Below are 15,051 nucleotides of genomic sequence, written 5' to 3'. Positions count from 1 at the left end.
GCGTATGATTTTTTATTAGATTTGCGGCAAATAAGGGAAATTTGACCGCTTATTATTCTCCTCAAAGTTAACTTTTTCAACCAGAAAACTAAAATTTTTAAAGCAGTATATTGCTTTTATTTCCTATTTACATAGGAAATGAAATAATACGATTAAAGCATTTTTATGGAGTAACATAAAGCCCAACTCGACCTGAAAACCTAAGGAAATACAGGGAAAATCTAAACACACCAAAGGTCCCTATCAAATCAAAAAGCTGAGCCTTAGAAATCCTAGCTACTAAAGCAAAAAAATCAAACCCAAATCAAGCTTAAGCCCCTTAAACTCAAAATAAATACATCGTTACCTGTCTATATAATTCTCTCAAGGGCTATTACATAATCGTATATTATTGACTAAGGCTACTGGCGATATGGCTCATTATTTATCACAAGGAACAGATAATATAAAATCAATAGTAAATTAAAATCTATTAAGTAAACTAAATTCTATTGAACGGATCGTTAAATCAAGTAACGTTCCTTTGAAACGGATTACTATAAAAAAAACGGCTAGAATTTCTCTAGCCGTTGTAGTATTGATTAGTTATTTATGTGGTGCTTGAGCAAGTAGTTTAGTGAGTAGCTTCCAATAAATTTCAACTGCCGGAATATGTACTTGCTCATCCGGTGAGTGAGCGTTACGGATAGTTGGTCCAATCGAAACTAAATCCATATTTGGATAAACTTTCTTAATGAGGCCACATTCCAACCCTGCGTGAATCACTTTAATTTGTGCTTCATAACCTAATACTTCGTCATAAATTTGTTTAGTTAATGGGGTAATTTGAGATTCGGTATCTGGTTCCCAGCCCGGATAATCTCCGGAAAAAGTAACTTTTGCACCAGTTAATGCTTGCGAGAGAATTAATTTTTCCTCTCACATCTTCTTTTCCACTTTCAATTAATGAACGAGCTAAAATCGTGGCAACAAGTTTTTGTTCTTCAATTTTAACTAAACCGATGCTTAATGAAGTTTCAACGACATTTTTTACGACATCACTATTACGAATAATGCCGTTTGGTAAGATATTTAGTAGATTGATAACTTTATGCGTTGCTTCTGTAGTCAGTGTTTGAGCTGGTAAAGATATTGCTTCAATTTCAAGAATAAGATTTGGTTCCGCTAATCGCAATTCATTCTGAATTTTGTTCGATAATTGAGTTAGGGAAGCGGTTAAATCTTTCTGATTTTTTGCATCAAAAGCGAAGGTGACGTGTGCTTCGCGAGGAATTGCATTACGTACCGAGCCACCTTTTAATGTGGCAATTTTAATTGAATGGTGGGCTTGGATATCCGCTAAAATTCTTGCCAATAATTTGATTGCATTGACTCGAGTCGTATGGATATCGCGACCTGAATGGCCGCCTTGCAAGCCTTTTAATGTTAGTTGTAACGCTGAATCGAATACGTTGTTTTCATATTGTAATGGCAAATCTAAATTGACATTTTCACCACCGGCACAACCAATATAAATCTCACCGTTTTCTTCAGTATCTGTGTTAATCATAATATTCGACGTAAGCCAATTTGGACGTAAGCCTAGAACACCTTCCATACCGACTTCTTCACTCATCGTCAGTAACACTTCGAGTTCCGGATGAGCAATATCATTAGCTTCAAGGATTGCTAAGCAAGATGCAAGCCCAATACCGTTATCTGCACCTAAAGTTGTTCCTTTGGCTTTAACCCATTCTCCGTCAATATAAGGTTGAATCGGATCTTTAAGGAAGTCGTGCTGTGTTGCCGCATTAGCTTGTGGAACCATATCTAAATGGGCTTGTAATGCGATTGTTTGGCGATCTTCCATACCTTTGGTTGCCGGTTTACGAATCAGCACGTTGCCGGCATCATCTCGTTCAGCAAAAAAGTGATTAGATTTAGCCCAGTTAACGATAAATTCCGCCAGTTGATCTTCGTGATAAGAAGGATGAGGAATTGAACAAACTTTATCGAACCATTGCCATAATAAACTTGGAGAGAGTTGTGTGATTTCAGACATATTTACCTCTAATGACTTATAGGCGGCCAACTTTTCGTAAAATTTTGCAAAAATTAGACCGCTATTAATGAAGAATAATGGAAATGATAGCACGAATGTGCTTTTTAGGTTAGAATAACGCAATTTTTTTATTCGGTGCTTTGACGCCGCTTTTTTTTATCTAGGACTTTGTATGAGTGAAAAATACACAAACGAAAAATATGTTGTAACTTGGGATATGTTCCATATGCACGCACGTAAATTAGCAGAACGCCTTTTACCTGCATCGCAATGGAAAGGTATTATTGCAGTAAGTCGCGGTGGTTTATTCCCAGCAGCGGTACTCGCACGTGAATTAAGTATTCGTCACGTTGAAACCGTATGTATCTCAAGCTACGATCATGATGAACAAGGCGAATTAAATGTATTACACGCAAGCACAAACCGACGGTGAAGGCTTTATCGTGGTAGATGACTTAGTGGATACCGGTAATACCGCAAGAGAAATTCGCAAAATGTATCCGAAAGCAAAATTTGTAACAGTATTCGCAAAACCTGCCGGTGCGCCACTTGTTGATGATTATGTGATTGATATTCCGCAAGAAACTTGGATTGAGCAACCTTGGGATTTAGGCATTACATTTGTTCCGCCTCTTGCTCGTAAGTAAGTTATTTCATCAAATCAGTAATGGAGAATTGATAATGTATAGTTATTAATTCTCCATTTTCAATTTATTTTTTATCTCCGATTAATTATGTTAGGCAATCTTTATATTCTTTCTGCACCGAGTGGTGCAGGGAAATCTTCGTTAATTAATGCGTTATTAGCAGACTTACCTCGTTCTGAGGTTCAACTTTCCATTTCGCATACCACTCGAAATCCTCGTCCGGGAGAAGAGTATGGCGTGCATTATTATTTTACTGATCATACTGATTTTAAAGCTCTGATCGAAAAAGGCCATTTTTTAGAATGGGCAGAAGTATTTGGTAATTATTACGGTACGTCTTTGCCAATGATTGAACAAAGTTTAGAGAAAGGTATCGATGTTTTTCTCGATATTGATTGGCAAGGGGCAAGACAAATTCGTGAGAAAGTGCCAAATGTTAAAACAATTTTTATCTTACCGCCTTCGCGTGAAGAATTGGAAAAACGTTTAATCGGCCGTGGTCAAGATTCTGCTGAAACGATTGCCAATCGTATGGCAGAAGCAATCTCAGAAATGAGTCACTATAATGAATTTGATTATGTCATTGTAAATGACGATTTCCAAACGGCATTAAATGACCTGAAAGCTATTTTAACTGCTGAGCGTTTAAAACAAGATGCACAAGCGGTTAGATTTAAAGATTTAATTACAAATTTATTGGCTGAATAAGCGATTTGTCATTATTTATTTTTTCTCTGTAACATATAAATAAAATTGATAAGATAACTTTAAAATGAACGCCTGTTCATTTTTTACTGGCGATAAAAGGCGTATTTGGATAAAATACGCCTTATTTTTTCTCATAAGGAAAACGAATGAAACTTTCAAAATTCGCATTAACACTTTCTGCCGCATTGATTTTATCAGCGTGTACTACGACAACGAAAATGAGTGAGGATGGTTCTTTAGAACAAGTTCAAGCAGAACATCAGCAATATGAAGATATTACTAAGCAATTCCAAATTAATGAGCAATGGTGGCAAGGTTATCGAGATTCAAGATTAAATGCACTTGTTGATCAAGCGATTGTAAATAATTTGGATTTAGCGAAAAGTGCCATTGCTGTAAATAAAGCACTCTATAATGCTAATTTAGTTGGTGCGAATCTTGTACCGACCTTTAGTGGATCGGGTTCAGCTTCAGCAACTAAGGGGCTTGGTTCAACGTCAAATCAAGTTTCTACCGGTGTTTCTACTATTTCTAATACCGCGGCATTTAATTTAAGTTATACCTTAGATTTATGGCGTCGTTTAGCGGATGCGCCGAGTGTCGCGGAATGGGAGCATAAAGCAACGATTGAAGATTTAAAAGTCGCGCGTCTTTCCTTAATCAATTCGGTTGTAACGACTTACTACCAAATTGCTTACTACAAAGATGCGATCAATGTAATTGAACGAACGATTAAGAATTACGAACAAATTTCACGTATTTTAAATAATAAATTAGCGGCAGGTGCAATTGACCGTTTAGCGGTAGAGCAAGCGCAACAAGCGACATTAAATGCACATAATAACTTAATTGCTTACCGTACGAATTTAAAAACAGCAGAACAAACGTTGCGTAATTTATTAAATTTAAAACCAAATCAATCCTTACCTTCTCGTTATCCAAGTATCTTGGGGGGAAACTACAAGGCGTTGATTTAAATGTTCCGGTTTCTGCAATTGCAAATCGTCCGGATATTACAGCTCGTTTAAACCGTTTACAAAGTGCGTTTAACTCATTAACTGCAACGGAAAAAAGTTGGTTCCCAACTGTGACTTTAGGTGGTGCAATTTCAGGCAATGCTTCTAAAGCACGTAATATCGGCGATAATCCGGTAGGTAATGGTGTTATTTCATTTGATTTACCATTCTTAGATTGGAATCGTGTTCAAAATAATGTCAAAATTTCTGAGTCTGATTATATGACGGCGAAATTAAATTATGAGCAAGCGTTAACAAGCGCATTGAATGAAATTGATAACTACTATTATGCTTATCAGCAATCTCGTAATAGCTATGCAACCTTACAAAAAGCGTATGAACATGATAAGCGCATTAGTACTTATTATAAAAATCGTTATGAACAAGGTGCATCAGAATTCCGTGAGTGGATTGGTGCAATGAACACAGAACTTAGTTCTCAGCTTTCGATTTTGAATCAAAAATATACGATTTTGTCAGGTGAGAATACGGTGTATCAATCAATGGCGGGTAAATATATTCGCTAAGAAAAATAAAGCACGAAGAGCATTTTACTTTTCGTGCTTTTTTTCTTATTTCTTGTTTTGTTCTGTTGCTCGCTTACGACGAATTTCTTTTGGATCCGCAATCAATGGGCGATAAATCTCAATACGATCACCATTTTCTACCATATCGGTTAATTTTGCCGGACGGCTAAAGATACCGACTTTATTGGTTCTCAAATCGATTTCAGTATATTTTTCTAAAATACCGGATTGCAAAATCACATTTTGGATTGTTGTCGCGTTATCAAGCGTAAGTTTTTTTAGAAAATAACGTTCAGGATAGGCGTAAGCAACTTCAACAATAATCTTTTCTGATTCAGACACCGTAAACCTCCTTGGCTCTCTGTTTAAACGCATTGACCATTTTTATGGTCATTTCGTTAAACACTTTTCCAAATACCATACCGACAACAGGATTCGAAAATTCGAATTCAAGTTGTAAGCTGATTTTACAGCTTTGTTCATCAAAGGGTTGGAATGTCCAAACACCTTGTAAATAACGAAATGGGCCTTTGATTAGTTTCATTTCAATACGTTCATTCAGGCGCATTGTGTTATGTGTGCTAAAGGTTTGGCTAATACCTAATTTTTGAATATGTAGCTCTGCTTCTAGTTCTGTTTCACCACGACTAATGGTTTTGGAACCTACGCAACCGGATAAAAATTGTGGGTATTTTTCGTAATCGTTAACGAGCTGATACATTTGCTCAGCGCTATAAGCGACAAGGGATGATTGGTTTACTACTGGCATGGTTTCTCTCTCAAATAAGCGGTCGTATTTTACTAAATTTTTGCATTTCTACAAAGAAACGCTTTTGACTTGCAAATAGACATTTTGTCCATTCCACAAGGCCAGTTCATCAAATGACCAGAAACTGATACTTGCCCATATTGTGTGATTATCAACTGAGACCGCAATATCTACTCGGTCGGTTTGTTCAATAATCTGCATAATTTTGCCTTGTAATATATTACGAATAGAACTTTGGTTCGGCTTTTCTAAGCTGATAGACACATCTTTGCTGGCAATAGTAATGCGTAATTTATCACCGATTTGATAATGCGGTGTTTCGTTGATCCAAATTTGTTGCGTACCAAGATTTAAGCCAACCATTTTGTAAGTGGGTTGGTAAGAATGAATCGTTAATTCTAATAAGCTAACCTTTTGTGAATCCGCTTGCCAAGCCATAAACGCCGGATGATGCCATACATTAGCAACGCTATCAAAAAGCGTGACTTTACCTTGTTCGAGCAAAATAAGGTTATCCGCCAAACGAATGATTTCGTCTAAGCTATGGCTGACATATAAAATCGGGATTTCAATTTGGGCGACCAGTTTGCTTAAATAATTGATCAATTCTTGTTTACGTGGTAAATCAAGTGCGGATAATGGTTCGTCCATCAGTAATAATTGCGGTTCGCTTAATAACGCTCGACCGATCGCGACACGCGCTTTTCACCGCCGGAAAGGCTAGCTGGAAAACGAGTGAGTAAATGCTCAATACCCAGTAATTGTACAATTTGCAAAAAATGAGCGGAATCCGACCGCTTGTAACCGTATTTGAGGTTCTTCTCAACCGTGTAATGCGGGAAGAGTCGGTGTTCTTGAAATACATAACCAATTTTTCGCTTTTCCGGCGCAAGATTGATCCTTTGCTCGCTATCAAATAAGGTTTGTTGATTAAGGCGGATATAGCCTTTTTGTGGCGTAGATAAACCGGCAATCAGATTGATTAAACTGGATTTACCGGCTCCGGAACGTCCAAAAATAGCAGTAACGCCTTTATTTGGAATATCAAGTTTTACCGCTAATTCAAGTTGTCCAAGCGTTTGGTGTAGATTTAATTGAAGCATAGGTTAATTCAGTAAGCGTTTTTGCTTTTCAGCAAACCATTCGGAAGCAAATAGTGCAATTAAGGAAATCATAATCGAAACGGCACATAAACGTGCGGCTGACCAGTTCACCGTCCGGTGTTTCGATAAAAGTAAAGAGTGCGGACGGAATAGTTTGAGTTTGATTCGGAATATTGGAAACAAAGGTGATTGTTGCACCAAACTCCCCCAATGAACGAGCAAAACCGAGTACGGCTCCGGCGATAATACCTGAATAGGAAAGTGGTAGCGTGAGCGTAAAAAACACTTTTAACGGGGATGCACCTAAGGTTCTGGCGGCTTGTTCCAATTTCGGATCGACCGCATCTAATGTCAGACGAATCGATCTCACCATTAACGGAAATGCCATCACCATTGAGGCGAGAACTGCACCTTTCCAAGAAAAACTGAATGAAAATTCAAACCATTGCCATAAATATTGACCGATTACACCTTTTTTTGCCATCGAAACCAATAATAAATAGCCAATAACCACTGGTGGTAATACAAGCGGCAGATGCACAATGCCGTTTAATAAGTTTTTACCCCAAAATTGTTTGCGAGATAATAACCAAGCGATAAATATCGCAAACGGTAGTGATAGAACAACTGCCAGTAAAGCCACTTTCAAACTTAAGAAAATAGCATCAAGTTCTTGAGGGGTAAAATTGAACATTGCTTCAACCATAGATAAGCAGAAAAGGAATAGCGTTAGCTATCCCTTTTGTCGAATTAATGAATCGGGTAAAAACCGGCGACTTCAAATTTTGCTTTGGCTTTCGGCGTTTTTAGGAAATCTAAAAATGTTTTAGCTTGCACTTTATCGCTCACTGTCGCGACCGGATAAATCACTTCACCATAGCTTTCGGTTGGAAAAACTGTGATCACTTTCACTTTATCAGAAACTTTCGCATCGGTAGAGTAAACAATACCCAATGGCGATTCACCACGTTCTACGAATGATAGTGCGTCACGTACATTTTTCGCTCGAGCGATTCTAGGCTCTACTTGTTGCCATAAGCCGTAATGTTCCAATGCTTTTTTCGCATATTTGCCTGCCGGTACATGAGCCGGATCTCCTACGGATAAATAGCTATTTGCTAAAATTTTCGCAAAATCGACCGCTTGTATATCGCTTGCCTCGAATGAACTGTCTTTTGGTGCAATCAAAACCAGCTCATTTTTAACAAGATGACGAATATTTTGAGTTTTGGTAGGCTGTTTTTCTTTTAAGTAGTCCATCCATTTCAGGTCGGCTGAGATAAACACATCTGCCGGTGCATCTTGTTCGATTTGTTTGGCTAATACCGAACTGGATGCAAAGGAAAATACTACTTTATCATCAGGATATTGCTTGGCAAAATCTTGATTGATTTCTTGTAATACATTAGTCATTGATGAAGCGGCAAAGACAGTAATGTCTTGAGAGAATGCGAAAGGCGTTGAAAGCACTAACGCTCCGATAAAGCAAGTTTTAGATAATCGTTTCATATTGAAATTCCTTTAAAGCATTTAACACGAGAGCAAGCGGTTGGCTTTTAGCTGACTTTAGCAAATCTCTCTCGTGTTATCCTTGGCAAAGAAAATCAGCTACGAAGCCCGACTCCCTTCTCAATCAATGAAAAGGCGATATAGTATAGCACGGCAATAAATGAGATTAACACCACAAAAGTATAGGATACCGATACATCGCTAATGCCTAAAAATCCATAGCGGAAACCGTTGATCATATACACGATCGGATTAAATTTGGATACAGTTTGCCAAAATTCGGGTAAAAGTGAAATCGAGTAGAACACACCGCCTAAATAAGTCAGAGGTGTTAAAACAAAGGTCGGAATTAAACCGACATCATCAAATGATTTTGCATATACCGCATTAATTAATCCACCGAGCGCAAAGGCAATGGTTGTCATTAATAAAGTCAGTAAAATAATTGCCCACGAATGAATATCAAACGAAACGAAGCAGAGTGCGACTAACATCACTAAAATACCAGCTAAACCGCCTCGTACAATACTTCCCATCACATAACCCCAAATAATATTGTGCGTTGAGAGCGGAGAAACTAATAATTCTTCAAAATTACGAGTAAATTTACTGAGGAAAAATGATGAGGCAGTATTTACGTAAGATGCGGTAATCGCATTCATCATCACTAGCCCCGGTGCAATAAATTGCATATAGCTTACGCCATTCATTTCACCAATACGACCGCCAATTAATTTACCGAAAATAAGAAAATAGAGTGTGGTCGTGATAATCGGTGGAACCAATGTTTGACGCCAAATACGAATAATTCGGCGAGATTCTTTGGCAGAAAGAGTAAAAAATCCAGTTAAATTCATATATTAATTTGCCATTTTCATAAAGAGTTCTTCAAGACGGTTAGATTTGTTACGCATACTAAGCACTTCCACATCTTGTTGTGCAATTTGTTGGAACAGATTGGTTAAACCTTGTTCTCGTTTTACTTCAACTTCTAAGGTATTTTCATCTAACCATTGCGTTGGATAGCCTTGTATTTCAAGCGGTTGATTTTCCGATTTTCTTTGTAAATCCAACACGAAAGTTTCTGTTTCCAATTTGGCGAGTAAGGCTTTCATTGAAGTATTTTCAACCAATAAACCGTTTTGGATAATACCAATATGACGGCAAAGATTCTCTGCTTCTTCTAAATAATGTGTGGTTAAAATAATGGTAGTGCCTTGTTGATTCAGTTCTCGTAAAAAGTCCCATAAACTGCGGCGTAATTCAATATCCACTCCGGCAGTTGGCTCATCTAAAATCAGCAATTTAGGATTATGCATTAACGCACGAGCAATCATGACACGACGTTTCATACCGCCGGAAAGTTCTCGGGTAAGGTGGTTTTGTTTTTCCCACAGATCGAGTTTTTTCAGCCAAGTTTCGGCTCGGTTTACCGCTTCGTTATGTGAAATTCCGTAATAACCAGCTTGTTGGGTTAAAACATCAATCACTTTCTCAAACTGATTGAAATTAAATTCCTGCGGTACAAGTCCAATTTGTTGTTTAAGCTGAATTTTCTGAGTATCAAGATCGTAACCGAATACTTTTACGCTACCGCTAGTTTTATTTACTAGAGAGCTAATAATTCCAATGGTTGTTGATTTGCCCGCACCGTTATGCCCAAGCAGTGCGTAAAAATCGCCTTGTTCTACGCTAAGATCGATTCCTTTTACCGCTTGTACACCAGTCGGATAGGTTTTTATCAGATTATTGATTTCTAAAGCTTTCATTATTCTTTATTCTCTGCAACAGCTCGAATCGTACTTTCGTCGATTTCCGCATCAAATGTTTGGCGTAGCGAGCATTAATTTTTCATCATGGATAAGTGCTTTTTTCGCTTCGAGCGTTAAATTTCCAAAAATAGCTCGGCGAATTTCAAGCGGTGTTTTATGTTCTGTACTTTCACCGATAGCCAATTCATAGCTAAAGCCTTTTTCTTGTAAAGCGGTCGCTAAGCTTTGGCGAGATTCGGCATTATCTAAATGTGCCATTGCTGGCTTAAGGACTAATTTAAGTTGTTCGCCTTGTTTTTCGGCCAAATAGCTATTTAATGCGACTTGACGAGATAAACCACCAAGTTTTAACTCATTCACAATTTTGCACCATTCGTCTTGCTCGCAAGATAATGCGATTGTTTTTGCCACTAATTCTGGCGTACGCTCTTGCAAGATAGCTTGTTTGATATCGGATGGTTTAGTGCTTTCATTTTGGGTTTCTAATTCGGGATTGAGCCACGTCCAGCAATAATCTTCATCGCTTAACGGTTTTTCTGGTTGCTTTGTTGGTTGAAGCTGAGCTTGCGTTTGTTGCTCAGTTGCCAAATTCATAAAACGCTCTTGTAAACTTGGCGTTTTTTGTGAATTTGGTCTGCTCGCCGATGAAATAGCCGGTTTAGCTAACTCAGGCTTTTTTTTCGTTTTGAGTAAGTTGTGCCTGAGTTTGCTGTAACTGTTTACGGGCCTGCATTGCCGCAAGTGCCGGCGACACTGGCGCTGAACCGCTTTCAACTACACTTGCGGCTGGTTGCGGATAAGCGGTTGAATTTTCCGGCATTTTTGCAACAGGTTGTGTTGCAAAATTTTGAGTAGAATTAACCGCTTGCGGTGCGTGATTATGCGTTAAACGAGCTTTGAGCTGTTCAATATTTTGCTGTGGTGTATGCGATACAGTCGCTGTTGTTTGAACAACTTCTCTTACCGGTTGGCGATTGATTTCTTCCGCTCGTTTAGGATGGAAAGCCAATGCACGTAAAATCGTCATTTCTACACCGGCACGTTGTTCCGGTGCAAATGTTAACTCTTTTTTACCATTGAGCATTAGCTGATAGAAAAGTTGTACGTCTTCAGGTGCAATTTGTTTTGCTAAAAAATGTAGCTGAGTTTGTTCCTGCCCGCTATTTTTAAGCAGTTGGAGCATTGCAATTTGATGTAACGTTTGGGCAACATCAGAGAGTAGTTGTGACCAATCAATTCCTTTTTCAGCAACGGATTGAATAACTGACATTGCTTTTTCACCGTCTGCTTGGGCAAGAGCGGTGACTAATTCGATTGGTTGGTGATCATCAATTAAACCGAGCATTTGCCGCACGATAGGTAAACTAATATTCGCATTACTTACCGCAATCGCTTGATCGGTTAAACTTAATGAATCACGAATACTGCCTTGAGCCGCTTTTGCTAATTTTTCAATAGCGGCTGACTCATAGGGAATATTCTCCTGTTGCAGGATAAATTCGAGATGATTTGCGATCTGAGTTTGATCTAATGCACGCAAATGGAATTGCATACAACGGGATAAGATCGTGATCGGAAGTTTTTGTGGATCTGTCGTTGCCAATAGGAACTTTACGTATTCCGGTGGTTCCTCAAGCGTTTTAAGCAACGCATTGAAACTGTGACGAGAAAGCATATGCACTTCGTCGATCAGGTAAACTTTAAAGCGTCCGACTGTTGGCTTGTATTGAACATTATCAAGCAACTCACGTGTGTCTTCGACTTTAGTACGTGAAGCCGCATCAATTTCAATCAGATCAATAAAGCGACCTTCTTCGATCGCTTTACAATTTGCACACTCACCGCAAGGTGTAGCAGTGATACCGGTTTCGCAGTTTAAGCCTTTTGCAAATAGGCGTGCAATCGAGGTTTTACCTACACCACGTGTACCGGAAAACAGGTAGGCGTGATGAAGCCTGCCTTCACGCAGACCATTTTCTAATGCAGATAAAACGTGTTGCTGTCCGACAACTTCAGAAAAACGTTGTGGACGCCATTTACGGGCTAAAACTTGATAACTCATTGCGACTCTTATTTAGCATGGAATACACGTACTCCGTGCTAAGAAATATTAATGACCGGCAAACTCAACCAATGTGAATGAATTGATGCCTTCTTTTTCTAAACGTTCTTTTCCGCCTAAATCCGGTAACCAAATCACAAAGGTCGCGTGTTCTACTTTACCGCCTAAACGACGAATTAATTTTGCCGTAGCGTCAATTGTACCGCCGGTTGCTAATAAATCGTCTACAACTAATACGTTATCACCTTCTTTTACTGAATCTACATGGATTTCCAGCGTATCTTCACCATATTCTAAAGAATAAGATTGTGAAATAACTTCACGTGGTAATTTTTTAGGTTTACGAACTAATACAAAAGGTACGCCCAACGCAAGCGCTACCGGTGCACCAAAGATAAAGCCGCGAGACTCTGTTCCAACGACTTTAGTAATACCTTTATTTTTAAATTCAGCAACGATCGCATCTACGGTTGCCTTGAATGCTTCCGGCACTTCTAATAATGAGGTAATGTCACGGAAAATAATACCTGCTTTCGGATAATCAGGAATAGATTTGATAGATGATTTGATTAAATCTAATTGGTTCATGGTTAGACCTTAAAAAATAGCAAAATAACCTGAAGAATTTAACAAAATTGAGCAAAATTACAAGGGAAATTTAAGGGAGTAGGCAATTCGTCGCTATTTTCAATGTCATTAACCGATTTCCCATATAAAAAATTATATAAATTCATTGATGATATAGAATAAATTATATAGTCTATATAAAAAATTCTACGGAGATGCTATGAACCAAATTCTTATCCCTTATGTTTCGATGGCAGAGATGTTAGTTGAAATGTTCGGCAAAAGTTGTGAAGTTGTTTTACATGATTTAAACCGCCCTGAGCACTCGGTTGTGTATGTCGCCGGCGATGTTACACATCGTAAACCGGGGCAGAATTTTGACCATTTGGTTAAGGAAGTGATGTTATCGGATAAGCTGAATAATAACTATGTAGCCAATTACTATTTTGAAGTCGAGGGTAAACTTATTCGTTCATCCACTCAACTGATTTTTGACCAAAACCAACAGCTGGTTGGTGCTTTATGTATCAACATTGACACAACACCGATTACTGAGCAAATCGCTTACTTAAATAGCTTATTGCCTAACCTAAATCAAATAAAACAAACTGAGCAAACGCTAGAAACAGAAGAGCTTCCGCTTTCTGCAATGGCAGAAAATTTAATGGATAAAATTGTAAACGGACAATCTGTTGAGATGATGACTCGAGATGAAAAAATTGAAAAGATTCGTTTTATGGAACAAAAAGGCTTGTTTTTAATGAAAGGTAGTATTGAGAAAGTTGCTGAAAAATTAGGCGTAAATAAAGTGACCATTTATAGTTATTTAGATGAAGTAAGAGGAAAACGCTAATGGAAATTATTCTACCGAATCAAAGTAAAGGGCATTATTCACCAGCAATAAAATCCAACGGAATGTTGTATATATCGGGACAACTTCCATTTAATGCTGATGGGAAAATTGTTGGTGATATTGTAGCTCAAACTAAACAAGCTCTCGCTAATTTAGCTCAAGTACTCGCCACTGCCGGTCTTAGTAGAAATGATGTTGTGCAATGCCGTGTGTATATTCCCGATGTAGCTTATTGGGATACGGTAAATCAAGTTTATGCTGATTTTTTCGGTTCACACAAACCTGCTCGTACTGTTGTACCTTGCGGTAATTTGCATTACAACGCACTTATCGAAATTGATGCGGTTGCCGAATTTGCTTAGGAGAATCAATATGAAATTTATCTGTAATCAATGCCAACAAATTGCACCGGTATCTACTCGCCAAGCAAAATGTCAATGTGGCGGGTTATGGTCATTAGATTATCAGCCACCTAAATTTGATCTCAATCAGGTTGATCAGCATGAGTGGAGCTTATTTCGTTATCGAAAATTTATCGCTTTGCAAGATGAAAGTTGGCGTGATATTTCCTTGGGAGAGGGGATGACGCCGATAGTCCGTTTTGATGAAAATGTATTATTAAAAATGGATTACTTTATGCCAACGCTTTCCTTTAAAGACCGTGGTGCGGCGGTACTTATCAGTCATTGTAAGTCGATTGGTGTTGATTCGGTGGTACAAGATAGTAGTGGTAATGCAGGAAATAGTGTCGCGACCTATTGCGCTAAAGCGAGTATTCAATGTGAAATTTTTGTACCGGAAGGAACATCGCCGAAAAAAATTAATATGATTGAGTCGCATGGCGCTAAAGCTAATGTGATTAAAGGTAGCCGTGATCATTGTGCAGATGTATGTCGTGCTAAAGTTGAAAATGAGGGCGTTTATTATGCTAATCACGTGTATAACCCCTTCTTCTACGAAGGTACGAAAACCTATATTTATGAAACGTTTGAACAGCTCGGGCGGATTCCAAAACAGATTGTCGTTCCGGTTGGAAACGGTACTTTGTTTATTGGTGTCATTAAGGGACTAGAACATTTGTTGGAAAGTGGTGTTATTGATGAAATGCCAACGATTATTGCATTACAAAGCGAATATTGTGATCCCTTATTGCAAGCGGTCAAAAAAGGGCAAAAATTTGCAGAACAGGTTGAGATTAAGCCGACTATCGCCGAAGGTATTGCCATTGGGCGACCTATGCGAGCAAGTGAAATTTTAGCTTATGCGGAAAAATATGCGATTCGTTTTGTGAATGCACCGGAAGATAAAATTCTTGCGGCACGAAACGCTTTAGCCAAAAAAGGGATTTATTGTGAACACACTACCGCATGACCAACTATGCGGCTTATCTTCATTACTGTGAGCTATATGGTGCAGTCGAAGATTGCTTAATTACAATGTGTGGTGCCGGGCTGAAATCAGATCATTAATTAAGGGA

9 protein-coding genes and 7 pseudogenes are annotated in these 15,051 nt (G+C 38.4%); 6 read left to right on the top strand and 10 right to left on the bottom strand.

What is annotated here, in order from left to right:
- Positions 1-585 precede the first annotated feature (585 nt).
- Positions 586-2,041: pseudogene (locus NYR89_RS05625) on the bottom strand (aminoacyl-histidine dipeptidase).
- Between the two features lie 172 nt (positions 2,042-2,213).
- Between NYR89_RS05625 and gpt the strand changes: the two are divergent.
- The 3 genes and pseudogenes from gpt to tdeA all read left to right on the top strand — a co-directional run bounded on the left by gpt (position 2,214) and on the right by tdeA (position 4,939).
- Positions 2,214-2,688 (top strand): annotated as a pseudogene (gpt, locus tag NYR89_RS05620) (xanthine phosphoribosyltransferase).
- Positions 2,689-2,775: 87 nt separating this feature from the next.
- Entirely contained in the window at positions 2,776-3,396 is a 621-nt protein-coding gene (gmk, locus tag NYR89_RS05615) for a guanylate kinase (protein WP_279445067.1), read from the top strand.
- 146 nt (positions 3,397-3,542) lie between these two features.
- Positions 3,543-4,939: pseudogene (gene tdeA, locus NYR89_RS05610) on the top strand (toxin/drug exporter TdeA).
- Positions 4,940-4,984: 45 nt separating this feature from the next.
- Here the strand turns inward: tdeA and NYR89_RS05605 are convergent.
- The 9 genes and pseudogenes from NYR89_RS05605 to apt all read right to left on the bottom strand — a co-directional run bounded on the left by NYR89_RS05605 (position 4,985) and on the right by apt (position 12,742).
- Positions 4,985-5,314, bottom strand: coding sequence for an RnfH family protein (locus NYR89_RS05605; RefSeq protein WP_279445066.1), 330 nt, complete (start codon positions 5,312-5,314; stop codon positions 4,985-4,987).
- The gene (locus tag NYR89_RS05600; protein WP_278225348.1) at positions 5,274-5,708 is read right to left on the bottom strand and encodes a type II toxin-antitoxin system RatA family toxin; all 435 of its coding nucleotides are present in this window, start codon (positions 5,706-5,708) and stop codon (positions 5,274-5,276) included. The genes NYR89_RS05605 and NYR89_RS05600 overlap by 41 nt, the downstream gene beginning before the upstream one ends.
- 48 nt (positions 5,709-5,756) lie before the next feature.
- Positions 5,757-6,811: pseudogene (gene modC, locus NYR89_RS05595) on the bottom strand (molybdenum ABC transporter ATP-binding protein ModC).
- A 3-nt stretch (positions 6,812-6,814) separates the two neighbouring features.
- Positions 6,815-7,505 (bottom strand): annotated as a pseudogene (gene modB, locus NYR89_RS05590) (molybdate ABC transporter permease subunit).
- A 56-nt stretch (positions 7,506-7,561) separates the two neighbouring features.
- Entirely contained in the window at positions 7,562-8,320 is a 759-nt protein-coding gene (gene modA / locus NYR89_RS05585) for a molybdate ABC transporter substrate-binding protein (protein WP_279445065.1), read from the bottom strand.
- A 95-nt stretch (positions 8,321-8,415) separates the two neighbouring features.
- On the bottom strand, positions 8,416-9,177 hold the full coding sequence (locus NYR89_RS05580; protein WP_279445064.1) for an ABC transporter permease: 762 nt from the start codon (positions 9,175-9,177) through the stop codon (positions 8,416-8,418).
- Positions 9,178-9,180: 3 nt separating this feature from the next.
- The gene (locus tag NYR89_RS05575; protein WP_279445063.1) at positions 9,181-10,089 is read right to left on the bottom strand and encodes an ABC transporter ATP-binding protein; all 909 of its coding nucleotides are present in this window, start codon (positions 10,087-10,089) and stop codon (positions 9,181-9,183) included.
- A pseudogene (gene dnaX, locus NYR89_RS05570) lies at positions 10,089-12,154 on the bottom strand (DNA polymerase III subunit gamma/tau). The gene NYR89_RS05575 and the pseudogene dnaX overlap by 1 nt, the downstream one beginning before the upstream one ends.
- A gap of 48 nt (positions 12,155-12,202) precedes the next feature.
- The gene (gene apt / locus NYR89_RS05565) at positions 12,203-12,742 is read right to left on the bottom strand and encodes an adenine phosphoribosyltransferase (RefSeq protein WP_279445062.1); all 540 of its coding nucleotides are present in this window, start codon (positions 12,740-12,742) and stop codon (positions 12,203-12,205) included.
- A gap of 199 nt (positions 12,743-12,941) precedes the next feature.
- On the opposite strand from apt, the gene NYR89_RS05560 reads away from it, so the two are divergent.
- The 3 genes and pseudogenes from NYR89_RS05560 (at position 12,942) to NYR89_RS05550 (ending at position 15,043) form a co-directional block, all read left to right on the top strand.
- Positions 12,942-13,574 carry a helix-turn-helix transcriptional regulator gene (locus tag NYR89_RS05560; protein WP_279445061.1) on the top strand — a complete coding sequence of 211 codons (633 nt, stop codon included), beginning with the start codon at positions 12,942-12,944 and terminating at the stop codon, positions 13,572-13,574.
- The gene (locus NYR89_RS05555; RefSeq protein WP_279445060.1) at positions 13,574-13,936 is read left to right on the top strand and encodes a RidA family protein; all 363 of its coding nucleotides are present in this window, start codon (positions 13,574-13,576) and stop codon (positions 13,934-13,936) included. Before NYR89_RS05560 ends, NYR89_RS05555 begins: the two co-directional genes overlap by 1 nt.
- Positions 13,937-13,946: 10 nt before the next feature.
- Positions 13,947-15,043: pseudogene (locus NYR89_RS05550) on the top strand (threonine synthase).
- The last annotated feature ends 8 nt before the right edge of the window (positions 15,044-15,051 follow it).

It is taken from the genome of Actinobacillus arthritidis (genome assembly GCF_029774155.1).
Lineage (GTDB): Bacteria > Pseudomonadota > Gammaproteobacteria > Enterobacterales > Pasteurellaceae > Actinobacillus > Actinobacillus arthritidis.
The sequence above is the reverse complement of the archived record's forward strand: the minus strand, read 5'-3'. Positions and strand labels throughout refer to the sequence as shown.